A 22,979-nucleotide genomic window follows, 5' to 3' on the forward strand; every position below is an offset into this window, starting at 1 on the left:
CTAGGCTACAAACTATCCGCCTGCATTGCCAGCCAGCCCTCAAATGTCTGCGTGCCGTGTCGTTCTTCGGGTACCAGATTCAGGCCCGCCCGCAGGTACCTGCCCATCCCTCCGGGCAGCGGCAATTCCACCTGGCGCCCGCGCGCACCCGTTGCCCGCTGCCAGGAGCCTGCCAGCTCGCGCATGTCCACAATCTCGGGACCGCCGATGGTCCGGAGGCGATGCCGGACGCCGGAAGGGGTTTCCAGCGCCGCCGCCAACAGGGCAGCCGCCACTTCGGAGTGGGCGATCGGCTGGAACCGGGCTCCTTTCACCACGGGAACCAGCCGGATCCTCGCGCCGGCGGCAAAGACGCGTGCCAGCAGGGAATGGAACTGCGTGGCGCGGAGCACCAGGGTCTCGAGCCCGGACTGCTCATAGACCTTTTCCTTCGCCGCCTTGGACCGGTAGTAGCCGACGCTGCTGCGGTCGCAGTTGACGATTGAGAGCAGCACCGCCCGCTCCACGCCGGCGTCCTGGGCTGCGGCCAACAGCCGTGCGCCGCCAGCGGCGAAATTCTTCCGCGCCTTGCCGGTGAGCCCCTCAAGGCAATCGACGACGACGTCGGCGCCGGCCAGCGCCGCCGCCAGCCCCTCCCCTGTGGTGACGTCGCCGCGGAAGTATTCAGCGCCGTCGACGTGCCCGGCCGTGCCCGGCGCTGGCGGATTGCGGCTGAGCACGGCCACCCGGTGCCCGCCGGCGACAGCCTGGCGCACCACTTCACGGCCCACCTGTCCGGTTCCCCCGGCAACGCAGATTCTCGTCATGCGCCTCAGGCTACCTGCCGCGGGCAACAAAAAGCCCCGGGCAGCCCAAATAACGGCTGTCCGGGGCGGAAGTTCAGGGTCAGGCGCGGCGGCGCTGCAGCACGTCGTCAAGGTTGCTGAGCGCGCTTTGGCCCTTGCCCAGCGGCTTCGATTCCGCGGCGGTCTCCGGCTGGCGCACGGTGGCCTGCTTGAGCGACGGTTTGCCCACCGCCTTCGGGGCTTCCGGCAGGTCCAGCGGCTGCGGAGCGGCGCGTTCGGCCTTGGGCGCCTCGACATAGGTCGGCTTCGGCACCTCCACGGGCTCCCAGCTGGAGCCCTCGGCGGAGCCTGGATCGCCGACGCGGCGGACCGAGGTATCGCCGGATGCGGCGGCCTCGGCCAGCGCGGCCTGGCGCAGTTCATCGGCCGTCAGGGGTTTAGGGGCTGGCTTGGGTGCCGCGGCGCCGGCTTCGGCGTCGAACAGCGGGCTTTCCTTCGCCGGAAGCGCGGCACGGACCGAATCGGCCCGGTCAGCGGCCGGCGCCGCGGACGCCCGGTGCGCCGGAGCGCCCATGGCCGAGCGGAACGCGGCATTGAGCTTCCGCCGGCGGTCCCGGACGGCAAACCTGCGCAGCACCACGACGGCCAGGACCGCACCGAGCAAGGTGAAGACGGCAAGCCAGCCCGAGCCCAGACCGAAGAGCCGCAAGGCGGCGGACACGACGGCGGTCAGCAGCGAGAGCAGTCCGGCCAGGGCAAGCACCAGCCGACCGTAACGGATCCGGAATGCCGGGCCGGCCGCTGCCGGCTTCCGGTCGCCGTCGGGCTTCATGGAACCCGGAGCGGACTCGGGGCGCTGCGTACTCGTCATCGATTTCTCCTGCGGGGCCGCCATCGTCATGACGGATCCGGCTTGGGGGTCTGCTTTTCCTACGTCGGCGGCATCCATTAGGAGCTCGGCTGCCGGCTGCAGCTGGGGGTGGCCGTTCCGGAGCATGTAGGGAGCCACCCATACGATCCAGAGCGCAACAGCAATGACAAGGATCACTGAGCTGCTAAGAGGGAAGTCCACAATCAAAACCGTATGAGCAAGACGGCACAGCAGGCGGCATTGCCGGCGGTGTGTCGCAAGGCAACTGCCAAAACACTGGAATTACGACGAAAGCGCTGGTCAGGCGGGGGTTTCCGGCGGCTACGCCGGGCGGTTTTCCAGCCACCGCGCCAGGAGCCCCTCGGGCACTTCCTCCGCTGTCAAAGCGAAGCTGCGATGGTCCGCCCACTGCCCGTTGATATGCAGGAAACGCGGGCGGTATCCCTCGTCGCGGAACCCGAGTTTCTCCACCACGCGCAGGCTGGGACGGTTTTCCGGGCGGATGTTGATTTCCATTCGGTGCAGCCCCAGGGTACGGAAACAGTAGTCCGTAGCCATCGCCACAGCCGTCGGGGCGATGCCCTGGCCCGCGCGGTCCTGGTCCACCCAATACCCGAGCGTGGCCATCATGGCCGAACCCCAGACAATCGAGGAGACCGTCAGCTGCCCCACGATCACGGGTTCCTTGAAGCCCGGGGTCCAGGCCGCGATGACGAAGGGCAGCGCCGTGGCCTGGGCGGCCTGCGCCTTGAGCGAGCGCACCATCTGCCGGTAGTCGGGCAGCCCGCCGCCGGGTACCGGGTTGGAGGCTTCCCAGGGGGCCAGCCACTTTTCGTTGCGGGCCCGCAGTTCACTCCACTCCTTGCGGTCCCGGTACCGGATCGGGCGCAGCACAATGTCGCCGCACTCCAGTGTCACCGGCCAGGCGAAGCTGCCCCCCACGGGATTATTTGGTCAGGCTGGAGGCGAACCCGGGCAGCCAGTCGCGCAGGCCGGGGCCCAGGTCCTCGCTGTCGCAGGCGAGCTGGACGCAGGCCTTGAGGTAGCTGAGCTTGTCCCCGGTGTCGTAGCGGCGGCCGCGGAAGACCACGCCGTACACGCCGTAGCCTTCCCCCTCGCCGGCGGAGAGTTCCTGGAGGGCGTCGGTGAGCTGGATTTCGCCGCCGCGGCCGGGCTCGGTGCGCTCGAGGACCTCGAACACCGCCGGGTGCAGGACGTAGCGGCCGATGATGGCCAGGTTGGAGGGCGCCTCGTCGACGTCGGGCTTCTCCACGAGCTGCTTGATCCGGACGTATTCCTCGCCCTCGACGGCCTCGACGTCGGCGCAGCCGTACGCGCTGATCTGGGAGGGGTTGACCTCGATCAGGGCGACGACGGAGCCGCCGGTCTTGGCCTGGACCTCGATCATGGTGCTGAGCAGTTCGTCGCGGGCGTCGATGAGGTCATCACCGAGCAGGACGGCGAACGGTTCGTGGCCGACGTGCTGCTTGGCACGCAGCACCGCGTGGCCGAGGCCCATCGGGTCGCCCTGGCGGACGTAGTGGATGTCGCCGAGGTTGCTGGCGGCCTGGATGGATTCCAGCTTGGCGGTGTCACCCTTGGCCTCCAGCGTTGCCTCCAGGGTGGGCACGCGGTCGAAGTGGTCCTCAAGGGCCCGCTTGTTGCGTCCGGTGATCATCAGGATGTCATTGAGGCCCACGTTGACGGCTTCCTCGACGACGTACTGAATGGCAGGCTTGTCCACGACGGGCAGCATTTCCTTTGGCATCGCCTTGGTGGCGGGAAGGAAACGGGTGCCGAGGCCCGCTGCGGGGATGACGGCCTTGCGAACGGAGGCGTTGGGTGTAATCACTCGACTAATCTAGCGGAGGGGTCAAATCTTCAGGTAATTGTCCCCCGCCGGCAAGGCTGCCGCGGCCGCCCAGCCAGACGGCGCCGCCCGGCCGAAAGGACACCCGCACATGAGCACCAAGGACGAGATCCGCTCCCGCCACCGGCAGGGCCGGGCCGGGCTCTCTCAGTCCGAGCTGGACGCCGCCGGAGCGGCAATCGCCCGCCACGGGCTCGCCTGGGCATCCGGGCTGGCCGACGGCGGGAAGCGCACCTTCGCGGCCTACCTCGGCGTCGGCTCCGAACCTCCCACCTTGCCCCTTCTGGCCGCGCTGCACGACGCCGGCCACCGGGTACTGCTTCCGGTCTGCGAACCGGCCCTGGTGCTGAGCTGGGTGTATTGGACCCCGGCCTCCGAGTTTGTCCGGAGCCGATACGCCCCCATCCAGGAGCCTGTCGGCGCCCGGTTCGATACCTCCGTCATGCTCGGCGTGGCCGGGATCTTCCTGCCGGCCACGGCCCTGGACCGCGACGGCAACAGGATCGGCCAGGGCGGGGGTTACTACGACAAGTTCCTGGCCGCCCTCGCGGACCTGCCGTGGGGCGTCCCGGTGTCCGGGGCCGGTCCGCTGCCGACAGCGGCCATCGTGTACGACCCAGAGGTGTTGGCCGCCGGCAGCATTCCCGTGGAATCCTTCGACCGGAAGGTTGCCGCCGCGCTGACCCCGGGAGGCCTCCGCCGGCTTTCCGCGCTACCCTAGGCACGCCCGCCGGGTGATAGAATTGGCACTCAGGCCCTGCGACTGCTAACGCCGAAGTTTTCGGCAAGCAGCCCGGGACCTGCTCGTTTGTCCCAGAGGAGGAACCCAGTGCCCACGTATGCATACGCTTGCAAGGACTGCAGCCACGCTTTCGAGATCGTGCAGTCCTTCACGGATAGCTCGCTGACGTCCTGCCCCGAGTGCGAGGGGACCCTGCGCAAGAAGTTCAACAGCGTCGGCGTCGTCTTCAAGGGATCCGGTTTTTACCGGACCGATTCCCGCGACTCCAAGGGCAGCGCTGTGGCCCCTGCAGCCGCCCCGGCAGCACCCGCCGCTTCGGCTTCCGCCGCCGCCAGCTAGGTCCGCCGACGCCGGTACCCGGCGCGCTCGGCCTTTATGCCGTCCCCTGCGGGTGTTCCCGCTACGTGTTATCCACATGGCCAAGCCCTTGACTGCCCCGCCGCGCGGGGCGGCCCTAGCGTGGTGCCATGGCCCGCAGTCTCCGCCCACCGCTCGCAACCCCACGGTCCCGGCCGGCCCGCGCCGCCCTTGGGCCCGGAGGTGTCCGTAAAGACCAACCGAGGAGGCGACTCCGCGGCTGGCTCCGGCGCAACCGGAGGCTAGCGGTCGCCCTCCTGCTGTGCCTCGCCACCGGACTGGGGGTGCAGCAACTGACGCCCGCACCGGATGCAACTGTTTCGGCGTGGGCCGCGGCCAAGGATCTCCCGGCCGGCAGGGTGCTGGCACCTTCCGACCTCGTCGCCATCCAGGTCCCGCCCGGGGTACTCCCCGGCGGCACCCCCGACCAGACCGTAATGGAGGGCAAACAGCTCGCCGTTGCCCTTCGGAAGGGCCAGCTCCTGGCGGACTCCCTACTTGTCGGACCGGGGCTGCTGGCCGGCAGCCCGCCGGGCGCGGCCGCCGTGCCGCTTCGGATGGCCGACCCCGCCTCCATCCAACTGGTCTCCCCTGGCCAGCTCATCAATGTGGTGATGACCAGCGGCAGCGGCCCGGAGCAGGCCGCGCCGTCCCAGCTGCTCGCCTCGGCGGTTCCGGTGCTGTGGACTTCCGCCCGCGGCGGCAGGGCCGGCCAGTGGCTCGACACCGCAGAAACCGACGGGCTGATCGTGGTGGCGGCAGACCCGGACCAGGCCGGGCGACTCGCCGGGGCATCCACGCAGGGCAAGTTGTTCTTTGTCCTGGTCGGGTCCCGGTCCGGGTCCGGGTCCGGGTAGCAGGTAGCAGGATGGCAGGGCACCGGAGCGGTCAGCCCGGGTGCGCGGGGTGTTCAGCCCCAGTGCGGAGGCTTTTGTTCCTGCAACCAGGCGTCATGGTCATAGCTGCCGGGCTGGTCGCCCCAGCGCCGGGGATCGTCCTCTGCGGCTTTGTTGGGCAGCACTCCCTCGGCGGCCGATCGCTGCCGCATCTCGGCCGGCACCGCTTCCCGGGCGGGGACATCCGGAGACGTCGCGTCTGCAACGCTCTGGTCCCGGTCGCCACCGCGGGTGTTGTTGTTCTGGTTGTCGCCGTCTGCGCTCATGCCGCCGGCCTCCTTGTTGCCTATAGCTGTTTCCTGCCCGCGGTCACCGTCCGCGGACCACCCCTGGGGCGCCGCGGCGGATCCGCCGTAGCTGTGCCGCCCGTCCTCGACGCTCAGGTTTTCAATGTCGTCGGAAAAGCCCGGCGAGCTGCGCAAGCGGCTGGCTGCCACGGGCTTCTCCAGGCCGAGGTAGCCGCCGATCCGGTCCGCGCAAGCCGACGGATCCGTAAACACCTCTATGGTCCATAGTGGCATGTAGCGCCAGCCCATACGCTCCAGCAGCTGCGGACGGAGACGGCTGCGCTCACGCACGCTCATCCGCCGGTACCGCTCGGTGCCGTCGGACTCGATGGCCACCGGGCTGGGAATCTCGGCGTCGTCCTGCCCGATCGTGTGCATCGGGTCTGCCGCGGCCACCATGTCGAGGACCCCGTCGTACTGGTGCCAGACCCGCGCCCCGCGGGCCCGGAGCCGGTCGCCGAGGTCTGCCACCAGCGGGTCGGCGCCCAGGGCTTGTTCGCTGGCCGCGGCCCGGGATGCCGGGCTGCCCAGATCCGAGTTGCCGGCAATTTCGCGGTCCAGGAGCTCGTAGAAGTCCACCGCGCCGTGGCTGAGCCGGCTGACGTCCAGGTCTTCCGGGCGGAAGCAGCTGAGCACGTGAAGCGACCGCCGCGCCCGGGTCATCGCGAGGGCGAACTTGGCGCGGCCGCCGTCGGCCGAAAGCGGGCCGAGGCTGTGCAGCGCGCGGCCGTGGGGGGTGCGGCCGTAACCGGGCGAGAAGATGACGCGGTCCCGGACCAGGCCTTGCGCCCGCTCCAGGTCCACCACGCGGAAGGACTCGTCTCCGGCGGTAAAGAAGCTGCCCAGCAGCGGGTAGTTGGGCAGCTGCAGCCGGATGGCCTCGCCGATCCGGGCCGCGTGCCGCAGGCTTCCGGTGACCACGGCGAGCGAGGTGCGCGGCCGGAGCCGTGCGTGCTCGAAGACCAGTTCCACCACACGGTTCACCTCGGCGACGACCGATTCGACGCCGTCGTGGTCCGCACTCGGCAGGCCGGTCCCGTCCGGCAGGTATTCCACCGTCAGTGCCCGGTCCAGGCCGGTGGCGGACTGGCCCTCGGGAAGACGGCGGAGTTCGCCGGCGTAGAAACCCTTGCTCAGCTGCCGCACGAGGTCCTCGTCGACGGCACGGTAGACCGTCCTGAGTTTCCAGACCGGCAGGACCGCGGTCAGGGCCTGGTACGCGCTGTCCACGCGCTGGTGCGGGTTCTCGCCGGCGGCGAGCCGCTCGACGCCCACCGAGAAGCTGCGCGGGCTGGCGATTTTGTCGTCGCCAAACGCGATGACCTGCCGGGACCGGGCGACGGCGGGCAGTACAGCCTGCAGGGATGTCGCCTCGGCGTCCAGGATCACCACCGCGTCGAAGCGCTGCTCGGCCGGCAGCAGGGTGGTCAGCAGGTACGGGCTGACGGACCAGACCGGCACCAGTCTGGGCACAAGCTCGGGCGATTGCGCGGTCAGCGCCGCCGGCGTGACCCGTCCGTCCTTCAGCAGGCTGCGCAGCAGCTCGGCCTGCCGGGGGTGCTCGGTCAGGGCGGCACGCCAGCGTTCGGCCAGTTTCCAGCGCAGCCGGGCCGCGCCGCTGGCGATGTGGGCGTTGTCCGCGAGGCGGTACTCCGCCTCGAGCTGGCGCAGCGCATCGCCGTCGGACATGGCGAGGTAGTCGTCCCCGCTGATCATGGCTTCCAGCGCGGACTGCCACCAGGCCAGCTCAAGCTCCGCCGCCACCGACTCGGCCGGCACCTCGCGCTCGGCCAGGTCGGCGAGCAGTTCGCCCAGGCCGTGCTCGCGCATGTTCTCCACCAGGAGCGTCCGCTCGGGCAGCGTTTCCAGCGTGCCGGTGTCCGCGACCAGCCGCTCCAGTCGCTCGACCAGTTCGTTGTACGGGGTCTCGTGCACGGCTCCCCCGGCGCGGGTGTGCCGCACGGCCGCACCGAGCTCAGCCAGCTCGGCCTCCAGCTCCCGGTAGAGGGCCGTGATCTCGGCGAGCCCGGACGGCACGGCCGGGTGCCGCTGGGTGGTGGCGTACTCGGCCCAGGTGGCCCGCTGGTCCTGGACCAGCACCAGCGAGCTGTGGAGGTCCGCGATGTGCACACCGGGCCGGACGTACTCCTTGGCCACGCGGCGCAGCCGGGAGCGCTGCATCGAGGGCATATCGATGTTCCGCTCGCGGCGCCACGCGGACGGGGCGGTGGCGGAGATGAGGTCGTGGACCGGCCGGTCGAAGATGTCCGGGGTGAACTTGTCCAGGCTTTCGCGGACCGCGACGAGCAGGTCGATCTGGTCGCCCCACTCGGCGAAGGTTTCGCCGAGCCGGATCTCCGCGTGCTCGGCGACGCCGCTCATGCGTTCGCGCAGCTGCGGGAGTTTTTCCGCGACGGAGCGGGCCACCTGCTGGGCTTCCTGGGTCTCCTTGCGGGTCAGCAGCCGGGCGCCGTGCCACGGGCTCATGGTCGAGGCGCGGCTGAAGCTGCCCAGCTCGGCGGCGCGGCGGAGCCGTCCTGCCAGTTCCTCGCGGTCCCGGATGCTGTCCAGCACGCTGCGCTTGAGCCGGACCGTGGTGGCCGGCGCCGGGTGGATGGCGGTCAGCGCCGCGAGGGACTGCATGGCCTCGTACGGCGAGCACCCCCAGCGCTGGCGCACGTTGTGCAGGGATGCGACGTGGTCCATGAGGGCGTGCCGGTGCTCGGTCAGCGTGGAGTGCAGGTTCTTCAGCTGCGGTTCCAGCGACTTTTCGTTCCGGACGATCGCCCGGACCAGCTGGCCCTTGAGCTGCAGCGGCGTGGAGTTGCCGGCGAGTTGGACGAGCAGCGACTCGAGCCCGAGTGACTCCAGTTGGGCCGAGATCTCACCGAGGCTGGCCCGCCGGTCGCCGACCACCAGGACGCTTTTGCCCTCGTCGACGAGGGCGCCGATGGTGTTGATGGCGGTCTGCGTCTGGCCGGTCCCGGGCGGGCTGCTGACCACCAGGGAGTCACCGGCACGGACGGCGTCCACGACATACTGCTGGTCCGTGTCGGCGTCGAGCAGCAGGAGTTCGTCGGCCGGGCTGCGTTCATCGGTGCTCGGGAAGCGCCCTTCCTTGAGCTCGGGGACATCCACCGGAGTGCCGGCGGCGGCCCGTCCGAGCGCGGCCACGAGCGGGTTGTGCTGGTTGATCCAGGGGTCGTCCAGGTTCCCGGAGAGGTCGGCGAACGTGGAGACCAGGAGGTTGTGCTCGATGTCCGCGCCGTGGATCGACTGGATCAGGGTGCCAAGGCGGTCCAGGACCGGCTGCGGGTCGTACCGGGCCGTGCTGTAGGCCATCCGGGTCACTGCATTGACGTCGAAGACGATCCCGTGGATGGTCTTCAGGTGCCGGATCAGGGCGGGGTTGATCCGGGCCTGTTCGGTGAGCTGCAGTTCGTAGTCGTCCTCGCCGGGGCGGACGGTCAGGGAAACGGCGGTGAGCATGACCGGCGCGGACACGCGCTGGGGCTTGCCGCCGACGGCGGAGGTCCAGACGACGGTTCCGGCCGAGAGGTAGCCGGCGTCGATGCCCCGGTCGTTGGCGAGCTCGAAGATCTTGGAGCGGAGGTTGCGCGACGCGCGCGCCGCGACGACGTACTGCTGGCGGTCCCGGATCAGGGTGGACAGGCGGGTCCGGCGCCCGGCCATCAACTGGGCCAGGCCGGAGGGATGGGCGTGCGTCAGGTCAATGGAGCCTTCGGGCGTTTTCGTGAAACGCAGCATGGTGTCTGCTCCGGTGACGGGCTTGAGACCCGACAGCCATTTCCTGAACTCCTCGGAGCCCTCGGGGTGGCCTTGACCAACTGACACTTCTGCCTTCTTTTCTGTGCTCACGGTTTCTGAGTTCGCGCGGGACGCCCTGGACCATACCGGCATGCTTTCGAGGGTAGCCCGAATCAGGCGTCAGTGCCGGGCCGCAACACTGGCGCGGGTCAAATTCGTGGGGCAAGTCGCTTCCGAGCAACGGGCCGGAAAAGGAAATGGCCGGCCCCCGCAAGGAGGCCGGCCATTCACACTGCTATTCCCACTCGATGGTTCCCGGCGGCTTGCTGGTGACGTCCAGCACGACGCGGTTGACGCCCTCCACCTCGTTGGTGATCCGGTTCGAGATCCGGGCCAGGAGATCGTAGGGCAGCCGCGACCAGTCGGCCGTCATGGCGTCTTCGGAGGACACCGGGCGCAGCACGATCGGGTGGCCGTAGGTGCGGCCGTCGCCCATCACGCCGACGCTGCGGACGTCTGCCAGCAGCACGACCGGCATCTGCCAGACCTCGTTGTCGAGGCCGGCGGCGGTCAGCTCGGCGCGGGCGATGGCGTCGGCCTTCCGGAGCAGGTCCAGCCGTTCCTTGGTCACTTCGCCGACGATACGGATGCCGAGGCCCGGGCCCGGGAAGGGCTGGCGGCCGACGATTTCCTGCGGCAGGCCGAGCTGGGCGCCGACGGCGCGGACCTCGTCCTTGAACAGCGCGCGCAGCGGCTCAACGAGTTCGAACTGCAGGTCTTCCGGCAGGCCGCCCACATTGTGGTGGCTCTTGATGTTCGCTGCGCCCTCGCCGCCGCCGGATTCGACGACGTCGGGGTAGAGGGTGCCCTGGACGAGGAACTTGATCTTCTCGCCGTGCGCCGCGGCCTCCGCGATGATGGCCAGTTCTGCTTCCTCGAAGGCGCGGATGAATTCGCGGCCGATGATCTTCCGCTTGGTCTCGGGGTCGCTCACGCCGGCCAGGGCGGCCTGGAAGCGTTCCTGCTCATTGGCGACGTACAGCTTGACGCCGGTGGCGGCCACGAAGTCGCGTTCGACCTGTTCGGCTTCGCCTTCCCGCAGCAGTCCGTGGTCCACGAAGACGCAGGTCAGCTGGTCGCCGACGGCGCGCTGGACAAGGGCCGCGGCCACGGCGGAGTCGACGCCGCCGGAGAGCCCGCAGATCACCCGGGCGTCACCGATCTGCTCGCGGATCCGTTCAACCTGCTCGTCGAGGATGTTACCCGTGGTCCAGTTGGGTTCCAGCTTGGCGCCCTTGAACAGGAAGTTCTCCAGGACCTGCTGGCCGTAGGCGGAGTGCTTCACCTCGGGGTGCCACTGCACGCCGTAGAGGCACTTCTCTTCGTTGGCGAAGGCGGCCACATCTGCGCCCGCCGTCGTCGCGAGCACCTCGAAGCCCTCCGGGGCCTCGTGGACGGAGTCGCCGTGGCTCATCCAGGTGCTCTGGTGCTGCGGCATGCCCTCAAGAATGGAGCGGCCCTCGCCGAGGACGGTGGTCTCGGTGGAACCGTACTCCCGCAGGCCCGTCCGGGCCACCTTGCCACCCAGGGCGTTGGCCATGGCCTGGAAGCCGTAGCAGATGCCGAACACCGGGATCCCGGCCTCGAACAGGTCAGCGCCCACGCTCGGGGCGCCTTCGGCGTAGACGCTTGCGGGGCCGCCGGAGAGAATGATGGCGGCCGGGTTCTTGGCCAGCAGCTGCTCGGTGCTGTAGGTATGCGGAACGACTTCCGAATACACATTCGCTTCCCGGACGCGGCGGGCAATCAGCTGCGCGTACTGGGCACCGTAGTCAACAACCAGCACCGGCCTGTGGGACGTCTGGGATGCAGTGGGAGTGGTCACCGTCCTAGCCTACGTTGCGCCGCCGGTCCCCCGCACCTTGAGAAGCCCCGGGTAAGCGAACTCACAGGACGCCGCTCCACTGTCCCGCAGGGCGGTTCAGTAGCGCTGCGGCGCCTGCGGGTTGGCCGCGAGTTCGGCCTCCACCTCGGCATGGAACTTCTTCTCCACAAAGAAGGACAGGAACGGCACGACGCCGCCGAGGGCCAGGATGATGAGCTTGGCAAAAGGCCAGCGCATGAGCGACCAGAGCCGGAAGTTGGACATCAGGTAGACGACGTACATCCAGCCGTGCACAATCAGCACCGCGACCGAAACGTTCACTCCCCCGATCACCCCGGGCGGCTCGGCGTCGGTGAAGCCGAAGCCGAACGGCTGGCCGGTGACGGCATTCGTGCCGCCAGCGAAGAGGTAGTGGCCAAAGACGTAGCGGGCGATCAGCTCGGCGCAGAGCAGGAGCAGCATGGAGCCCGTCAGGTACGCGAGCACCTTGTAGAACTTGAGGGCGGAGCGGATCTGCGCCTCGGTGCCGCCGAAGCGGCGCTTCCGGCCGCCGGGAGTTCCCGTTCCGTGGGGCTGCTGCGGCTGGATGGCCGGCTTGGGCTCGATCATGGTTGCACTCTCGGTTCGATGGGATGCGGGTCGGTTTCGGAAGAATGAAGGTCACCGTGACTGCCCGCGGCGGCGAGCCGGGCGGCCTCTTCGTCCTGGGCGTCTTCGAGGCCGCGGCGGTAGTCGTCCTTGACCAGGCGCCACCAGATGAAGAGCGCAAAGCCGGCGAAGACCACCCATTCGGCGGCGTAGAACAGGTTGAGCCAGTTCACCGTCTGCGCCGGCGGCTGCGGACCGATCGCCAGCGGCTTGATGGCGCCGGAGGCCGCCACATCCGCCCCGGCGGAGCGCTCGGCGCTGGCGGCGACGAAGCCGGGGTAGCTGCTGACGTCCCAAAGGTTGATGAGCTCCGCGACCGAGACGGCGCTGGCGCGGCCGGGTCCGGCGTCGGTGTTGGGTACCGGCGCCTCGGACGGGATGAGCCGGCCGGTCAGTTCAATGGAGCCCGACGGCGGCGCTGAGGCGTCCGCGGCGTCGGCCACCCAGCCGCGGGCCACCGGAATCCAGGTCTGCGCCGAAGCTCCGGCGCCGGACAGGGCCGGGGCGCCTTGCACGGCGAAGGCGGAGACGATCCAGAACCCCTTGGCGCCGTCGTGGATCCGACCGGGCACAAGGACCTGCTTCTGCGGATCGTAGCTTCCGGTGACGGTAACCACTTGGTCGGCCACCGAGCCGGGAAAGAACTGTCCGGGCTTCAGGACCGAGGTCAGCGGGCGGGGCTCCTCAGTCCCGGTGGAAACCGGTACCTCGGCCCGCGTGGAGCGGCCGAACTGCCACTGGCTCAGCAGCACAAAGACCCCGGAGATCACGAGCGCAAGCACGAGGCCTGCGATCCAGCGGGGTTTGAGGGCGGTTTTCAGCACCCCTTAACCGTACTTCGTCCGCGCGTAGAACAACGAAACGGAACCCCGCTGCCCCAACAGTGTGGGCCCAGTGTGGGCCTGCCCCAATCTCAGTGATCGAAGAACACCAGGGACGAGTTGATCAGTTCGGAGATCACCTCGGGGTCGTAGGCGCGGCGGAGGGACTCCCGGAAGGACTCCTTCGACAGCGAGCGCGCCAGGGTGGCGAGGACCTCCAGGTGGTCCGAGAAAGAACTGGCCGGGGTCGCAATCAGCAGGACCACCGTGGCCGGTCCGTCGGCGGCGCCGAAGTCCAGCGCTTTGCCGTACTTCGTGATGCCGACCGCGATCGAGGTCCGGGAGACAAACTCGCTGCGGGCGTGGGGCAGCCCGACGCCGCCGGGCAGGCCGGTTGCCAGCTGGTGCTCGCGGGCGTTGACGTGGCCGAGGAATCCCTCGAGGTCCGAGATCCGGCCGGCGTCATACATCCGCTGCGCGAGCTGCGCCGCCGCGTCGAACTTGTCCTTCGCGTCCAGCTCCAGGACCACCATTTGCGGCGTGGTGAGGTCGGCATCGTACCGGTCCAGTGGTTCCGCCAAGAGGTGTCCCTTCGATCTGGCGTCGGTGCACGCCGACAGGTAGTGCGCCGTGCGGCGCTCCGGTCAGCGCAGCGGGACGATGTCCTCCACGCCCATCCGTGCGGCGTCCGCGGATTCGTCGTCCGGCTGCTCCTGGCTCAACCGTTCGGCGTCGACCCGGGCCAGGTAGTGCTTGATTTCGCTCTCGCGCTGCGCATCGCTCCAGCCGAGAACCTCACCCATCAGTTTAGCGACTACCGGGGCGGCGGACACACCGCGGTCCCAGGCCTCGATCGAAATCCGGGTCCGGCGGGTCAGCACGTCCTGGACGTGCCTGGCGCCCTCGAACCGGGCCGCGTAGACGGCCTCGGCCGCCAGGTAGTCGTCCGCCCCCGGCAGCGGTTCGGCCAGTTCGTGGTTCTCTCCGATCAGGGCCAGCACTTCCGGCGCCATCGAGCCGTAGCGGTTGAGCAGGTGCTCGATCCGAGCGACGTGGACGCCGGTTTCCTCGGCCATCCGGTTGCGCTTGTTCCACGCCGCCTTGAACCCGCTCGCGCCGAGCAGCGGGATGGATTCCGTGCACGACGGCGGGACGCGTTCGTCCATGCTGCGTGTGGCCTCGTCCACGGCGTCCTTCGCCATGACCCGGTAGGTGGTCCATTTGCCGCCGGCGACGACGACTAGGCCCGGAACCGGGTGCGCCACCACATGCTCGCGGGACAGCTTGGCCGTGGAGTCGTTCTCCCCCGCCAGCAGGGGCCGCAGGCCGGCGTAGACGCCTTCGACGTCCTCGCGGGTCAGGGGCCGCTTGAGGACCTTGTTGACGTGTTCGAGGATGTAATCGATGTCCTTGCTGGACGCCGCGGGGTGCGCCTTGTCCAGGTGCCAGTCGGTGTCGGTGGTGCCGATGATCCAGTGCCGGCCCCACGGAATGACAAAGAGCACGGACTTCTCAGTCCGCAGGATCAGGCCCACCGTGGACTGGAAGCGGTCCCGCGGCACCACCAGGTGGATGCCCTTGGAGGCCCGCACCTTCAGCTGGCCGCGGTCGGTGACCATGGCCTGGGTCTCGTCGGTCCAGACACCGGTGGCATTGATGACCTGCTTGGCCCGGATGTTGAAGCTCGAGCCGTCCTCGTGGTTGACGACCTTGGCCCCGACCACCCGCTCGCCCTCGCGCAGGAAGTCCACCACGGACATCTGGTTCACGGCATGCGCGCCGTAATAGGCGGCCGTCCGCACGAGGTTGGCGACGTACTTCGCGTCGTCGACCTGGCCGTCGTAGTAGCGGATGGACCCGACGAAGGCGTCGTCCTTGAGGCTCGGGGCCGCCCGCAGGGTGCCCCGGCGGCTCAGGTGCTTGTGGAACGGGACGCCGCGGCTGTGGCCGCCGGTGATGGACATGGCGTCGTAAAGGGCGATGCCGGATCCCACGTAGGGCCGCTCCACGAACCGTTTGGTCAGCGGGTACAGGAAGGGAACGGGCCGGGCCAGGTGCGGGGCGAGGACGGAAAGGATCAGCCCGCGCTCGTGCAGGGCCTCCTTGACGAGGGCGAAGTCCAGCATCTCCAGGTAGCGCAGTCCGCCGTGGATGAGCTTCGAGGACCGGGACGAGGTGCCGGCCGCCCAGTCGTTGGCCTCGACGATGCCGACGCTCAGGCCGCGGGTCACGGCATCAAGGGCGGCACCGGAGCCGACAATGCCGCCGCCGACGATCAGGATGTCGAGTTCCTTGCCTGGCTCGGTGCTGGCCTTGAGCACAGCGAGGGACGCTTCGCGTTCCGCGGGTCCAAGCGCACCGCCGGCCAAGGGAGCACCACCGGGAAAACTGTTCATCTCACGCCTCCATCCGGATCAAACCTCGTAGTGCACCACACTACTTCCAAGTTCTCCGGATGGGCAGGGCTTTAACGGCCCCGGCGCAGGGCTTAGTTCCCGGCGTAGGGCGAGACGACGACGTCGACGCGCTGGAATTCCTTCAGGTCCGAGTAGCCGGTGGTCGCCATCGAGCGGCGCAGCGCACCGATCAGGTTCGAGGTGCCGTTGATGTGGTGGCCCGGGCCGAACAGGACCTCCTCGAGCGGGCCGACGGTGCCGACATTGGCCCGGTCGCCGCGGGGCAGTTCCAGGTGGTGGGCCTCCTGGCCCCAGTGCCAACCCTTGCCGGGCGCCTCTTCGGCCCGGGCCAGGGCGCTCCCGAGCATCACGGCGTCGGCGCCCATGGCGATGGCCTTGACGATGTCGCCGGAAGTTCCCATGCCGCCGTCGGCGATCACATGCACGTAACGGCCGCCGGATTCGTCCATGTAGTCCCGGCGGGCGGCCGCGACGTCGGAGATGGCGGACGCCATCGGCGAGTGGATGCCCAGGGCACGGCGGGTGGTGGAGGTCGCGCCGCCGCCGAAGCCGACCAGGACGCCCGCGGCGCCGGTGCGCATCAGGTGCAGGGCCGGGGTGTAGCCGGCCGCCCCGCCGACGATCACGGGGACGTCGAGTTCGTAGATGAACTGCTTGAGGTTCAGCGGCTCGTGGTCCTTGGAGACGTGTTCGGCCGAGACGGTGGTGCCGCGGATGACAAAGATGTCGACGCCGGCGGCCACTACGGTCTTGTAGTGCTCCTGGGTGCGCTGCGGGGTCAGCGAGCCGGCCACTGTGACACCCGCGGCACGGATCTCGGCCAGCCGGGAGGTGATCAGTTCGGGCTGGATCGGGGCCTGGTACAGCTCCTGCATCCGGCGCGTGACGGCGGGGCTGTTGGCCTCGTTCTCGAGGGCGGCAATCTGGTCCAGCACCGGCTGGGGGTCCTCGTATCGGGTCCACAGCCCTTCCAGGTCGAGGACGCCGAGGCCGCCGAGCCGCCCCAGCGCGATGACCGTTTCCGGGGACATCGCGGAGTCCATCGGCGCGGCAATGACGGGCATGTCGAACTTGTAGGCATCGATCTGCCAGGAGACGGACACGTCCTTGGGGTCGCGCGTGCGCCGGTTGGGGACGATCGCTATGTCGTCCAGGGAGTAGGCACGACGCCCACGCTTGCCACGGCCAATCTCAATCTCGTAAGTCACGTGCCCACTTTACTTGACGCGGCCGTTGGACCGGCGCGGCCCGTGCCGCAAGTCCTGCCCGCGCCGCAGGAGGAGGCCAGGAGGGCCCCAAATTAATCGATAGCTCACACCTACTTGACATGTTTTGTCAATAGTTTACAAAACCTGAAAATGCCTTTAGTTTTGCTTTCGGCCGCCGGGGAGAATGCCCGGAAGCCTCCACCCAGTTCCGGGCATTCCGCAGTGCCCGGTCATAGAAAGCAGAACCCATGGGAAGTGCATCACTCAGGAAGTCCCGCGTGCTGGCCCTGTCGCTGGCCGCCCTCGTCGGCACCATGACCTTCGCCGTCAGCCCGGTACTCGCCGCCCCCGCCACCGGACCGGTCGCCTCGGAGAACGCCCCGGCGCCGGACGTCAACGCCGGCGAGGCGTACACGCAGTTCATCGTGAGCTTCAAGAAGACCCCCGGCAACGCCACCCCCGGCGGCCGCGCGAACGCCTGGGGCAAGGCAGCAAAGCAGCAGGGGGTCACCGTGAAGGAGCTGCGTTCGCTGGCCACCGGGGGAACCCTGATCGCCTCCGACAAGGCCCTCTCGGACCAGGCCGCCAAGGACTTCATGGACGAGATCGCCGCCTCCGGGGCAGTCGACGCCGTCGAACCCGACGCCCGCATGACCGCGGTGCTCTCGCCGAACGACCCGCGCTACAGCGAGCAGTGGGACTTCACCGCCGCGAACGGCATGCGCATCCCCGGCGCGTGGGACGTCTCCACCGGCTCCGGCTCCACGGTCGCCGTGATCGACACCGGCATCACGGCCCACCCCGATCTGGACGCCAATGTGCTCCCCGGCTACGACTTCGTCTCGGATGCCACCGCTGCCCGTGACGGGAACGGCCGGGACGCCAACGCCCAGGACCAGGGTGACTGGTACGCCGCCGGCGAATGCGGCCAGACCGCGGCCTCCAACTCCTCCTGGCACGGCACCCACGTGGCCGGAACGATCGCCGCGGTGACCGGCAACGCCACCGGTGTGGCCGGCGTCGCCCCGAACGCCAAGATCCTCCCGGTCCGGGTCCTGGCCAAGTGCGGCGGCTCGCTCTCCGACATTGCCGACGCCATCATCTGGGCCTCCGGCGGCACCGTCTCCGGCGTCCCCGCCAACGCCAACCCCGCCAAGGTCATCAACATGAGCCTGGGCGGCTCCGGCGCCTGCGGCACCACCTACCAGGCCGCCATCGACGCCGCAGTGTCCCGGGGCACCACCGTGGTGGTGGCGGCGGGCAACAGCAACCAGGATGCCTCCGGTTTTCGACCCGCCAACTGCAACTCGGTGGTGACCGTAGCCGCCAGCAACCCGAGCGGCACCCTCTCCTACTACTCCAACTACGGGGCGACCGTGGACCTCACGGCTCCGGGCGGGGACACCAGCGTCAGCGGCGGCGGCATCCTCTCGACCATCAACACCGGAACCACGACGCCGGGCGGCGCCGGCTACGCCAGCTACCAGGGCACCTCAATGGCGACCCCGCACGTGGCCGGCCTGGTGGCCCTGATGAAGGCCAAGTCCCCCGCCCTCACCCCGGCCCAGGTCGAATCCACGCTCCGCCAGGGCACCCGGGCCATGCCGGGCGGCTGCACCAAGGGCTGCGGCGCCGGGCTCTCCGATGCCACGGCCACGATGGGCCTGCTCGGCGGAACGACGCCGCCGCCGTCGGGCAACCTGCTGCTGAACCCCGGCTTCGAGAGCGGCTCGGCATCGTGGACCTCCGACCACGCGGACACCTTTGAAACCGGAACCGACGCCCGGACCGGCAGCGGCTTCGCCGGCCTGAACGGCTGGGGCCAGGCGACGTCGTACACGCTCGACCAGACCATCTCCGTCCCGTCCGCCGTCGCCGGTTCCTCCCTGTCCTTCTACCTCAAGACGCTGACCGACGAGACCACCACGGCGACGGCCTACGACACCCTGAAGGTCCAGGCCATCAGCGGCGGCGTCACCACGACCCTGGCCACCTACTCGAACCTGAACAAGTCCACCGGCTACGTGCTGAAAACCCTGGACCTGTCCTCGTTCAAGGGCAAGACCGTCACGCTGCGCTTCCTCGGCGTGGAGGACTCCTCGCTCAAGACGTACTTCTTCGTGGACGACACCTCTGTGACGACCTCGTAGCACGCGCCGCACACAACGAATGGGCATGCCCTCGCTCCCCGGGAGGGCATGCCCATTCTTTGCGGTTCCCGCGGCAGGTACGCTGGCGGCATGGGTAAAGGGTGGATCTTCGATGGCCATATTGCAGGCCTGGGAACGGAATCCGGCCTGCGCGCGGTGGTGGGCCTCTGGCAGCGGTCCCCCTTCGGATCCTTCGCTGACGCCATGGTGGAGCTTCCCTCGGGCCACAGGATTCTCTTGGCTCCGACCGCCGAGACCCGTGACTTCATCGCCTCGGTCTACAACTTTGACGAGAGCCTCGTGGTGGATGTGGCGGCGTCGTATCAGGGAGGGCAGCTCACCGTCGACGCCGGTCCCCTCAGCGTGCGGGCCGCCGTCGGAGTTCGCACCCGGCTTGGCGGCGTCGTGCGCCTGGTCCCCCGCGCGGTGGCGGTGCACCCGCTGTGGTTGCGGGCCGTCAGTCCGCTGGCTGCCAGAATCAGCCCCGGAGCCCGCACCGCGGGTGCCGCCAAGGGCGGACGGACGGAGTACTACGGCGTGACGGATCTGCACCACATCGGGGCGGCCCGCGTGAGCTGGGACGGCGCCGACGCCGGGTCACTTGCCGCCGTCCGGCCCGCGGTCACCTTCGGTTTCAGCAGCGTTCCCGCCGCCCCCAGCCTGGCGCGGGTGCGGACCACTGTGACGGCGACCTAGCCCGCGGACACAGCCGCAGGCTTCACCGCGGGGCCCCTCAGACCCCTTCAGCCTCGTCCACGGCCAGCTGGGATTCGAACATCCGGAAGTAGCGGCCGCGCAGGGCCACGAGTTCTTTGTGCGTGCCCTCCTCCACGATCCGGCCGTCCTCCAGCATGTAGACGATGTCCGCCTTCTCGATCGTCGCGAGCCGGTGGCTGATGGCGATGATGGTGCTGCTGCGGTCGGCGAAGAGCCGGGTGAAGATCCGGTGCTCGGCGAGCGCGTCGATCGCCGAAGTCGGCTCGTCCATCACCATAAAGGATGCGTCGCGGTAGAAGTTCCGGGCCATGGCCAGGCGCTGCCACTGGCCGCCGGAGAGGCCGCTGCCCTTGCGTCCGCGCGGATCCTCCATCCAGTTGCTGACGTGGTTGTCCAGCCCGTTGGGCAGTTTGTTGATGAAGTCAAGAGCCTCGGCGTCGGCGGCGGCGCGCCGGATCCGCGCGTCGTCCCGGGGCGCGTCGACGTCGCCGAAGAAGATGTTCTCCGCCGCGGTGGCGAACTCGTATTTCAGGAATTCCTGGCTGAGGACCGCGAGGTGGCGGTGCCAGGACTTCACGTCGACGGCGGCGAGGTCGACGCCGTCGAGCAGCACCTGCCCCGAGTCGGGCCGGTACAGCCCGGCAAGGATCCGGATCAGGGTGGACTTGCCGGCCCCGTTCTCCCCCACCACGGCGATGCGCTGGCCCTGCCGGATGGTCAGCGAGACGCCCTTGATGACCTCCAGTTCGCTGCCGGTGTAGGTGAAGCGGATGTCACGCAGTTCCACGGTCCGCGGCGCCTCGAGCAGGGGCGGGGCGTGCTCGGAGTGCACCGGCAGCGCCATAAAGAGCTCGTAGTCCTTGAGGTTCGCGAGGTCCTCGTCGATCGAACTGAGCGAGGAGACCAGGCTGTTGGCGGTGGACAGGGCGCGGCTGACGATCTGCTGGACGTAGAGGAACTGCCCCACCGGCTGCGCCCGGGCGATGATCTGCCCTACCACCCAGATCAGCGAGACCACCTCGGCGCCATACTGCAGGGCGTCGGCGGCGAGCTGTTTGGGGATGTAGCGTTTCTGGAAGTCCAGCCGCCGCTTCTCGTCCGCGTCACGCAGCCGGGAACGCAGCCCCATCAGGTAGCCGACGATCCCGTAGAGCCGCATCTCGGCGATGTGCTGCGGGCGCAGCAGGTTGGTTTCGATCATCCTGCGTTGCCGGCGCGAATCGACCTGGGTGTTCCAGTGCGCAATCTGTTCGCGGGAGAGTTTGAACTGCAAGTAGACGCTGGGGACGATCGCGACCAGCACGATCACGGCGATCCACCAGCTGACCAGCAGCAGCGCGCCGATCGCCAGGATCACCGAGACCAGCTGGGTGAAGATGGCGGCGATCCGGTCCAGGACACGGGCGTAGGAATCGGAGAAGCGCTTGGCCCGGTCGTAGAGATCCACCGTCTCTTTGTCGTCGTAGCGCCAGAAGTCGAGGGCGAGGAACCGCTCGTACATCAGGTCCCCGACGATCGCGCCGACCCGGAAGCTCATGAGCTGCTGGATGTAGCGGTCCACGCTGCTGAACGCTCCCCAGAAGAGGCCGAGCGCCGCGGTGATGATGACGTAGACGATCGCCTGCCGCCCGGCCTCGGCGTTACCGGCGTAGGCGGCCGCGAGGGCCGTCGTGGTCAGTGCGGCGAAGTAGGTGGTGACGAGCGGCAGCAGCGCCGAAATCAGCGAGCCAACGATTTTCATCACGACGGCGGCCGGCGAGGCACGGAAGCTGACCCGCAGCACTTGCGCCACGGCCCGCGCATAGGGCCGCAGCGCCAGCTTGCGCTTGGGTTCGCGCGCTGGCAGGAGTTCGGACATGCCTCCAGCCTAGTTGCGGGCCGCGGCGCCGGAACGCGAAAGGGCCACGGGACGAATCCCGGGGCCCCTTCGCTTTGGCGGGGTGGGGCCACGCCCGCCGGGTTCCCTGACCGAGCTTGCGAGGTTAGGGGGCGGGGTGGGGACTAGCGCGAACCGTAGTTCGGTGCCTCCACCGTCATCTGGATGTCGTGCGGGTGTGATTCCTTCAGCCCGGCCGGGGTGATCCGGACGAACTTGCCGCGGGCTTTGAGCTCGGTGACGGTCGGCGCGCCGGTGTAGAACATGGTCTGGCGGAGGCCGCCGACCAGCTGGTAGGCCACCGAGGACAGCGGGCCGCGGTAGGCCACGCGCCCTTCGATGCCTTCCGGGATGAGCTTGTCGTCGCCCGAGACGTCGGCCTGGAAGTAGCGGTCCTTGGAGTAGGAGGTGTTCTTGCCGCGGGTCTGCATGGCCCCGAGCGAGCCCATCCCTCGGTAACTCTTGAACTGCTTGCCGTTGACGAAAATCAGGTCCCCCGGGGACTCGTCACAGCCGGCCAGCAGCGAGCCGAGCATGACGGTGTCGGCCCCGGCCACGAGGGCCTTGCCGATGTCGCCGGAGTACTGCAGTCCGCCGTCGGCGATCAGCGGCACGCCGGCCGGGATGGCCGCCTTCGCGGACTCGTAGATGGCGGTGATCTGCGGGACGCCGACGCCGGCCACCACGCGGGTGGTGCAGATGGACCCCGGTCCGACGCCCACCTTGATGCCGTCTGCGCCCGCGTCGATCAGGGCCTGGGCACCCTCGCGGGTGGCGGCCTGGCCGCCGATGATGTCCACGTGTGCGGCGACCGGATCGGACTTCAGCCGGCGGATCATGTCCAGCACGCCCTGCGAGTGGCCGTTGGCGGTGTCGACGAAGAGGGCGTCGACGCCGGCGTCGATCAGGGCCATGGCCCGCTCCCAGCCGTCACCGAAGAAGCCGATGGCCGCACCCACGCGCAGCCGGCCCTCCTCGTCCTTCGTGGCCAGCGGGTACTGCTCGGCCTTGGTGAAGTCCTTTGTGGTGATGAGGCCCTTGAGCCGGCCCTGTTCGTCGACCAGCGGGAGCTTCTCGATCTTGTTGGTGGCCAGCTTGTGCGAGGCTTCTTCGCGGCTGATGCCGACGTGGCCGGTGACCAGCGGCATCTTGGTCATGACGTCGCTGACCAGCCGGATCGGGAAGTCGGATTCCGGCACAAAACGGGTGTCGCGGTTGGTGACGATGCCGAGCAGCCGCATGCCCTCATCCACGACCGGCAGGCCGGAGACCCGGTAGTGCGAGCAGATCTCGTCCAGCTCGGCGAGGGTGGCCTCGGGGCCGATGGTGAGCGGGTTGGTGATCATGCCGGACTCGCTGCGCTTGACCCGGTCAACCTGGTCGGCCTGGTCGGCGATCGACAGGTTGCGGTGCACAACGCCGAGGCCGCCCTGGCGGGCCATGGCGATGGCCATCCGGGACTCGGTGACCGTGTCCATCGCGGCGGACAGCAGCGGGGTGTTCACGGTGATGCGCTTGGAGATCCGCGAGGAGGTGTCAGCTTCTGAAGGGATGACGTTGGTGTGTCCCGGCAGCAGCAGAACGTCGTCGTAGGTCAGGCCGACGATGCCAAAAGGGTCGTGTTCGGGCTGGGTCATGAGTGCGCCTCTTACCTTGGGTTTCTGGGTTCACGGGTAGGGGT

At 69.0% G+C, this 22,979-nt stretch carries 18 protein-coding genes; 5 read left to right on the forward strand and 13 right to left on the reverse strand.

Going from position 1 to position 22,979, the window contains the following annotated elements:
• Positions 1-5: 5 nt before the first annotated feature.
• From FFF93_RS12350 to galU, 4 genes are all read right to left on the reverse strand, one after another.
• Positions 6-806, reverse strand: coding sequence for an SDR family oxidoreductase (locus FFF93_RS12350; protein ID WP_138768649.1), 801 nt, complete (start codon positions 804-806; stop codon positions 6-8).
• A 79-nt stretch (positions 807-885) separates the two neighbouring features.
• The gene (locus FFF93_RS12355; RefSeq protein WP_186372157.1) at positions 886-1,833 is read right to left on the reverse strand and encodes a hypothetical protein; all 948 of its coding nucleotides are present in this window, start codon (positions 1,831-1,833) and stop codon (positions 886-888) included.
• Between the two features lie 144 nt (positions 1,834-1,977).
• The gene (locus tag FFF93_RS12360) at positions 1,978-2,598 is read right to left on the reverse strand and encodes a GNAT family N-acetyltransferase (RefSeq protein WP_138768648.1); all 621 of its coding nucleotides are present in this window, start codon (positions 2,596-2,598) and stop codon (positions 1,978-1,980) included.
• 4 nt (positions 2,599-2,602) lie between these two features.
• Positions 2,603-3,508 (reverse strand): UTP--glucose-1-phosphate uridylyltransferase GalU, encoded by a 906-nt coding sequence (galU, locus tag FFF93_RS12365; protein WP_138768647.1) that lies wholly within the window; start codon positions 3,506-3,508, stop codon positions 2,603-2,605.
• A gap of 109 nt (positions 3,509-3,617) precedes the next feature.
• Between galU and FFF93_RS12370 the strand changes: the two genes are divergently transcribed.
• The 3 genes from FFF93_RS12370 to FFF93_RS12380 all read left to right on the forward strand — a co-directional run bounded on the left by FFF93_RS12370 (position 3,618) and on the right by FFF93_RS12380 (position 5,482).
• On the forward strand, positions 3,618-4,247 hold the full coding sequence (locus FFF93_RS12370; RefSeq protein WP_138768646.1) for a 5-formyltetrahydrofolate cyclo-ligase: 630 nt from the start codon (positions 3,618-3,620) through the stop codon (positions 4,245-4,247).
• A gap of 108 nt (positions 4,248-4,355) precedes the next feature.
• Positions 4,356-4,607 carry an FmdB family zinc ribbon protein gene (locus FFF93_RS12375; RefSeq protein WP_138768645.1) on the forward strand — a complete coding sequence of 84 codons (252 nt, stop codon included), beginning with the start codon at positions 4,356-4,358 and terminating at the stop codon, positions 4,605-4,607.
• A gap of 302 nt (positions 4,608-4,909) precedes the next feature.
• Positions 4,910-5,482, forward strand: a complete 573-nt coding sequence (locus FFF93_RS12380; RefSeq protein WP_261375111.1) for a Flp pilus assembly protein CpaB — start codon at positions 4,910-4,912, stop codon at positions 5,480-5,482.
• Positions 5,483-5,535: 53 nt separating this feature from the next.
• On the opposite strand, the gene FFF93_RS12385 is transcribed toward FFF93_RS12380, so the two are convergent.
• The 7 genes from FFF93_RS12385 to FFF93_RS12415 all read right to left on the reverse strand — a co-directional run bounded on the left by FFF93_RS12385 (position 5,536) and on the right by FFF93_RS12415 (position 16,555).
• Complete coding sequence (locus FFF93_RS12385; protein WP_186372158.1) at positions 5,536-9,663, reverse strand: DUF4011 domain-containing protein; 4,128 nt, start codon at positions 9,661-9,663, stop codon at positions 5,536-5,538.
• Between the two features lie 208 nt (positions 9,664-9,871).
• The gene (gene guaA / locus FFF93_RS12390) at positions 9,872-11,461 is read right to left on the reverse strand and encodes a glutamine-hydrolyzing GMP synthase (RefSeq protein ID WP_138768642.1); all 1,590 of its coding nucleotides are present in this window, start codon (positions 11,459-11,461) and stop codon (positions 9,872-9,874) included.
• Between the two features lie 96 nt (positions 11,462-11,557).
• On the reverse strand, positions 11,558-12,070 hold the full coding sequence (locus FFF93_RS12395; protein ID WP_138768641.1) for a DUF3817 domain-containing protein: 513 nt from the start codon (positions 12,068-12,070) through the stop codon (positions 11,558-11,560).
• A complete protein-coding gene (locus FFF93_RS12400; protein WP_138768640.1) occupies positions 12,067-12,933 on the reverse strand; it encodes an SURF1 family protein in 867 nt (288 codons plus the stop codon). Before FFF93_RS12400 ends, FFF93_RS12395 begins: the two co-directional genes overlap by 4 nt.
• 89 nt (positions 12,934-13,022) lie before the next feature.
• Positions 13,023-13,511: a PTS sugar transporter subunit IIA gene (locus tag FFF93_RS12405; RefSeq protein WP_138768639.1), complete on the reverse strand. Its 489-nt coding sequence runs from the start codon at positions 13,509-13,511 to the stop codon at positions 13,023-13,025.
• Positions 13,512-13,574: 63 nt separating this feature from the next.
• Positions 13,575-15,326, reverse strand: coding sequence for a glycerol-3-phosphate dehydrogenase/oxidase (locus FFF93_RS12410; protein WP_138768638.1), 1,752 nt, complete (start codon positions 15,324-15,326; stop codon positions 13,575-13,577).
• A gap of 92 nt (positions 15,327-15,418) precedes the next feature.
• Positions 15,419-16,555 carry a GuaB3 family IMP dehydrogenase-related protein gene (locus FFF93_RS12415; RefSeq protein ID WP_138768637.1) on the reverse strand — a complete coding sequence of 379 codons (1,137 nt, stop codon included), beginning with the start codon at positions 16,553-16,555 and terminating at the stop codon, positions 15,419-15,421.
• A 248-nt stretch (positions 16,556-16,803) separates the two neighbouring features.
• Here FFF93_RS12415 and FFF93_RS12420 point away from each other — a divergent pair, with 248 nt between their 5' ends.
• A complete protein-coding gene (locus FFF93_RS12420) occupies positions 16,804-18,705 on the forward strand; it encodes a S8 family peptidase (protein ID WP_138768636.1) in 1,902 nt (633 codons plus the stop codon).
• 90 nt (positions 18,706-18,795) lie between these two features.
• Positions 18,796-19,401 carry a hypothetical protein gene (locus FFF93_RS12425; RefSeq protein ID WP_138768635.1) on the forward strand — a complete coding sequence of 202 codons (606 nt, stop codon included), beginning with the start codon at positions 18,796-18,798 and terminating at the stop codon, positions 19,399-19,401.
• A gap of 37 nt (positions 19,402-19,438) precedes the next feature.
• Here the strand turns inward: FFF93_RS12425 and FFF93_RS12430 are convergent, their stop codons facing one another.
• Positions 19,439-21,280, reverse strand: a complete 1,842-nt coding sequence (locus FFF93_RS12430; RefSeq protein WP_138768634.1) for an ABC transporter ATP-binding protein — start codon at positions 21,278-21,280, stop codon at positions 19,439-19,441.
• A 143-nt stretch (positions 21,281-21,423) separates the two neighbouring features.
• Positions 21,424-22,935, reverse strand: a complete 1,512-nt coding sequence (gene guaB, locus FFF93_RS12435) for an IMP dehydrogenase (protein ID WP_138768633.1) — start codon at positions 22,933-22,935, stop codon at positions 21,424-21,426.
• Positions 22,936-22,979: the final 44 nt, after the last annotated feature.

It is taken from the genome of Arthrobacter sp. KBS0702 (assembly GCF_005937985.2).
Classification (GTDB): Bacteria; Actinomycetota; Actinomycetes; order Actinomycetales; family Micrococcaceae; genus Arthrobacter.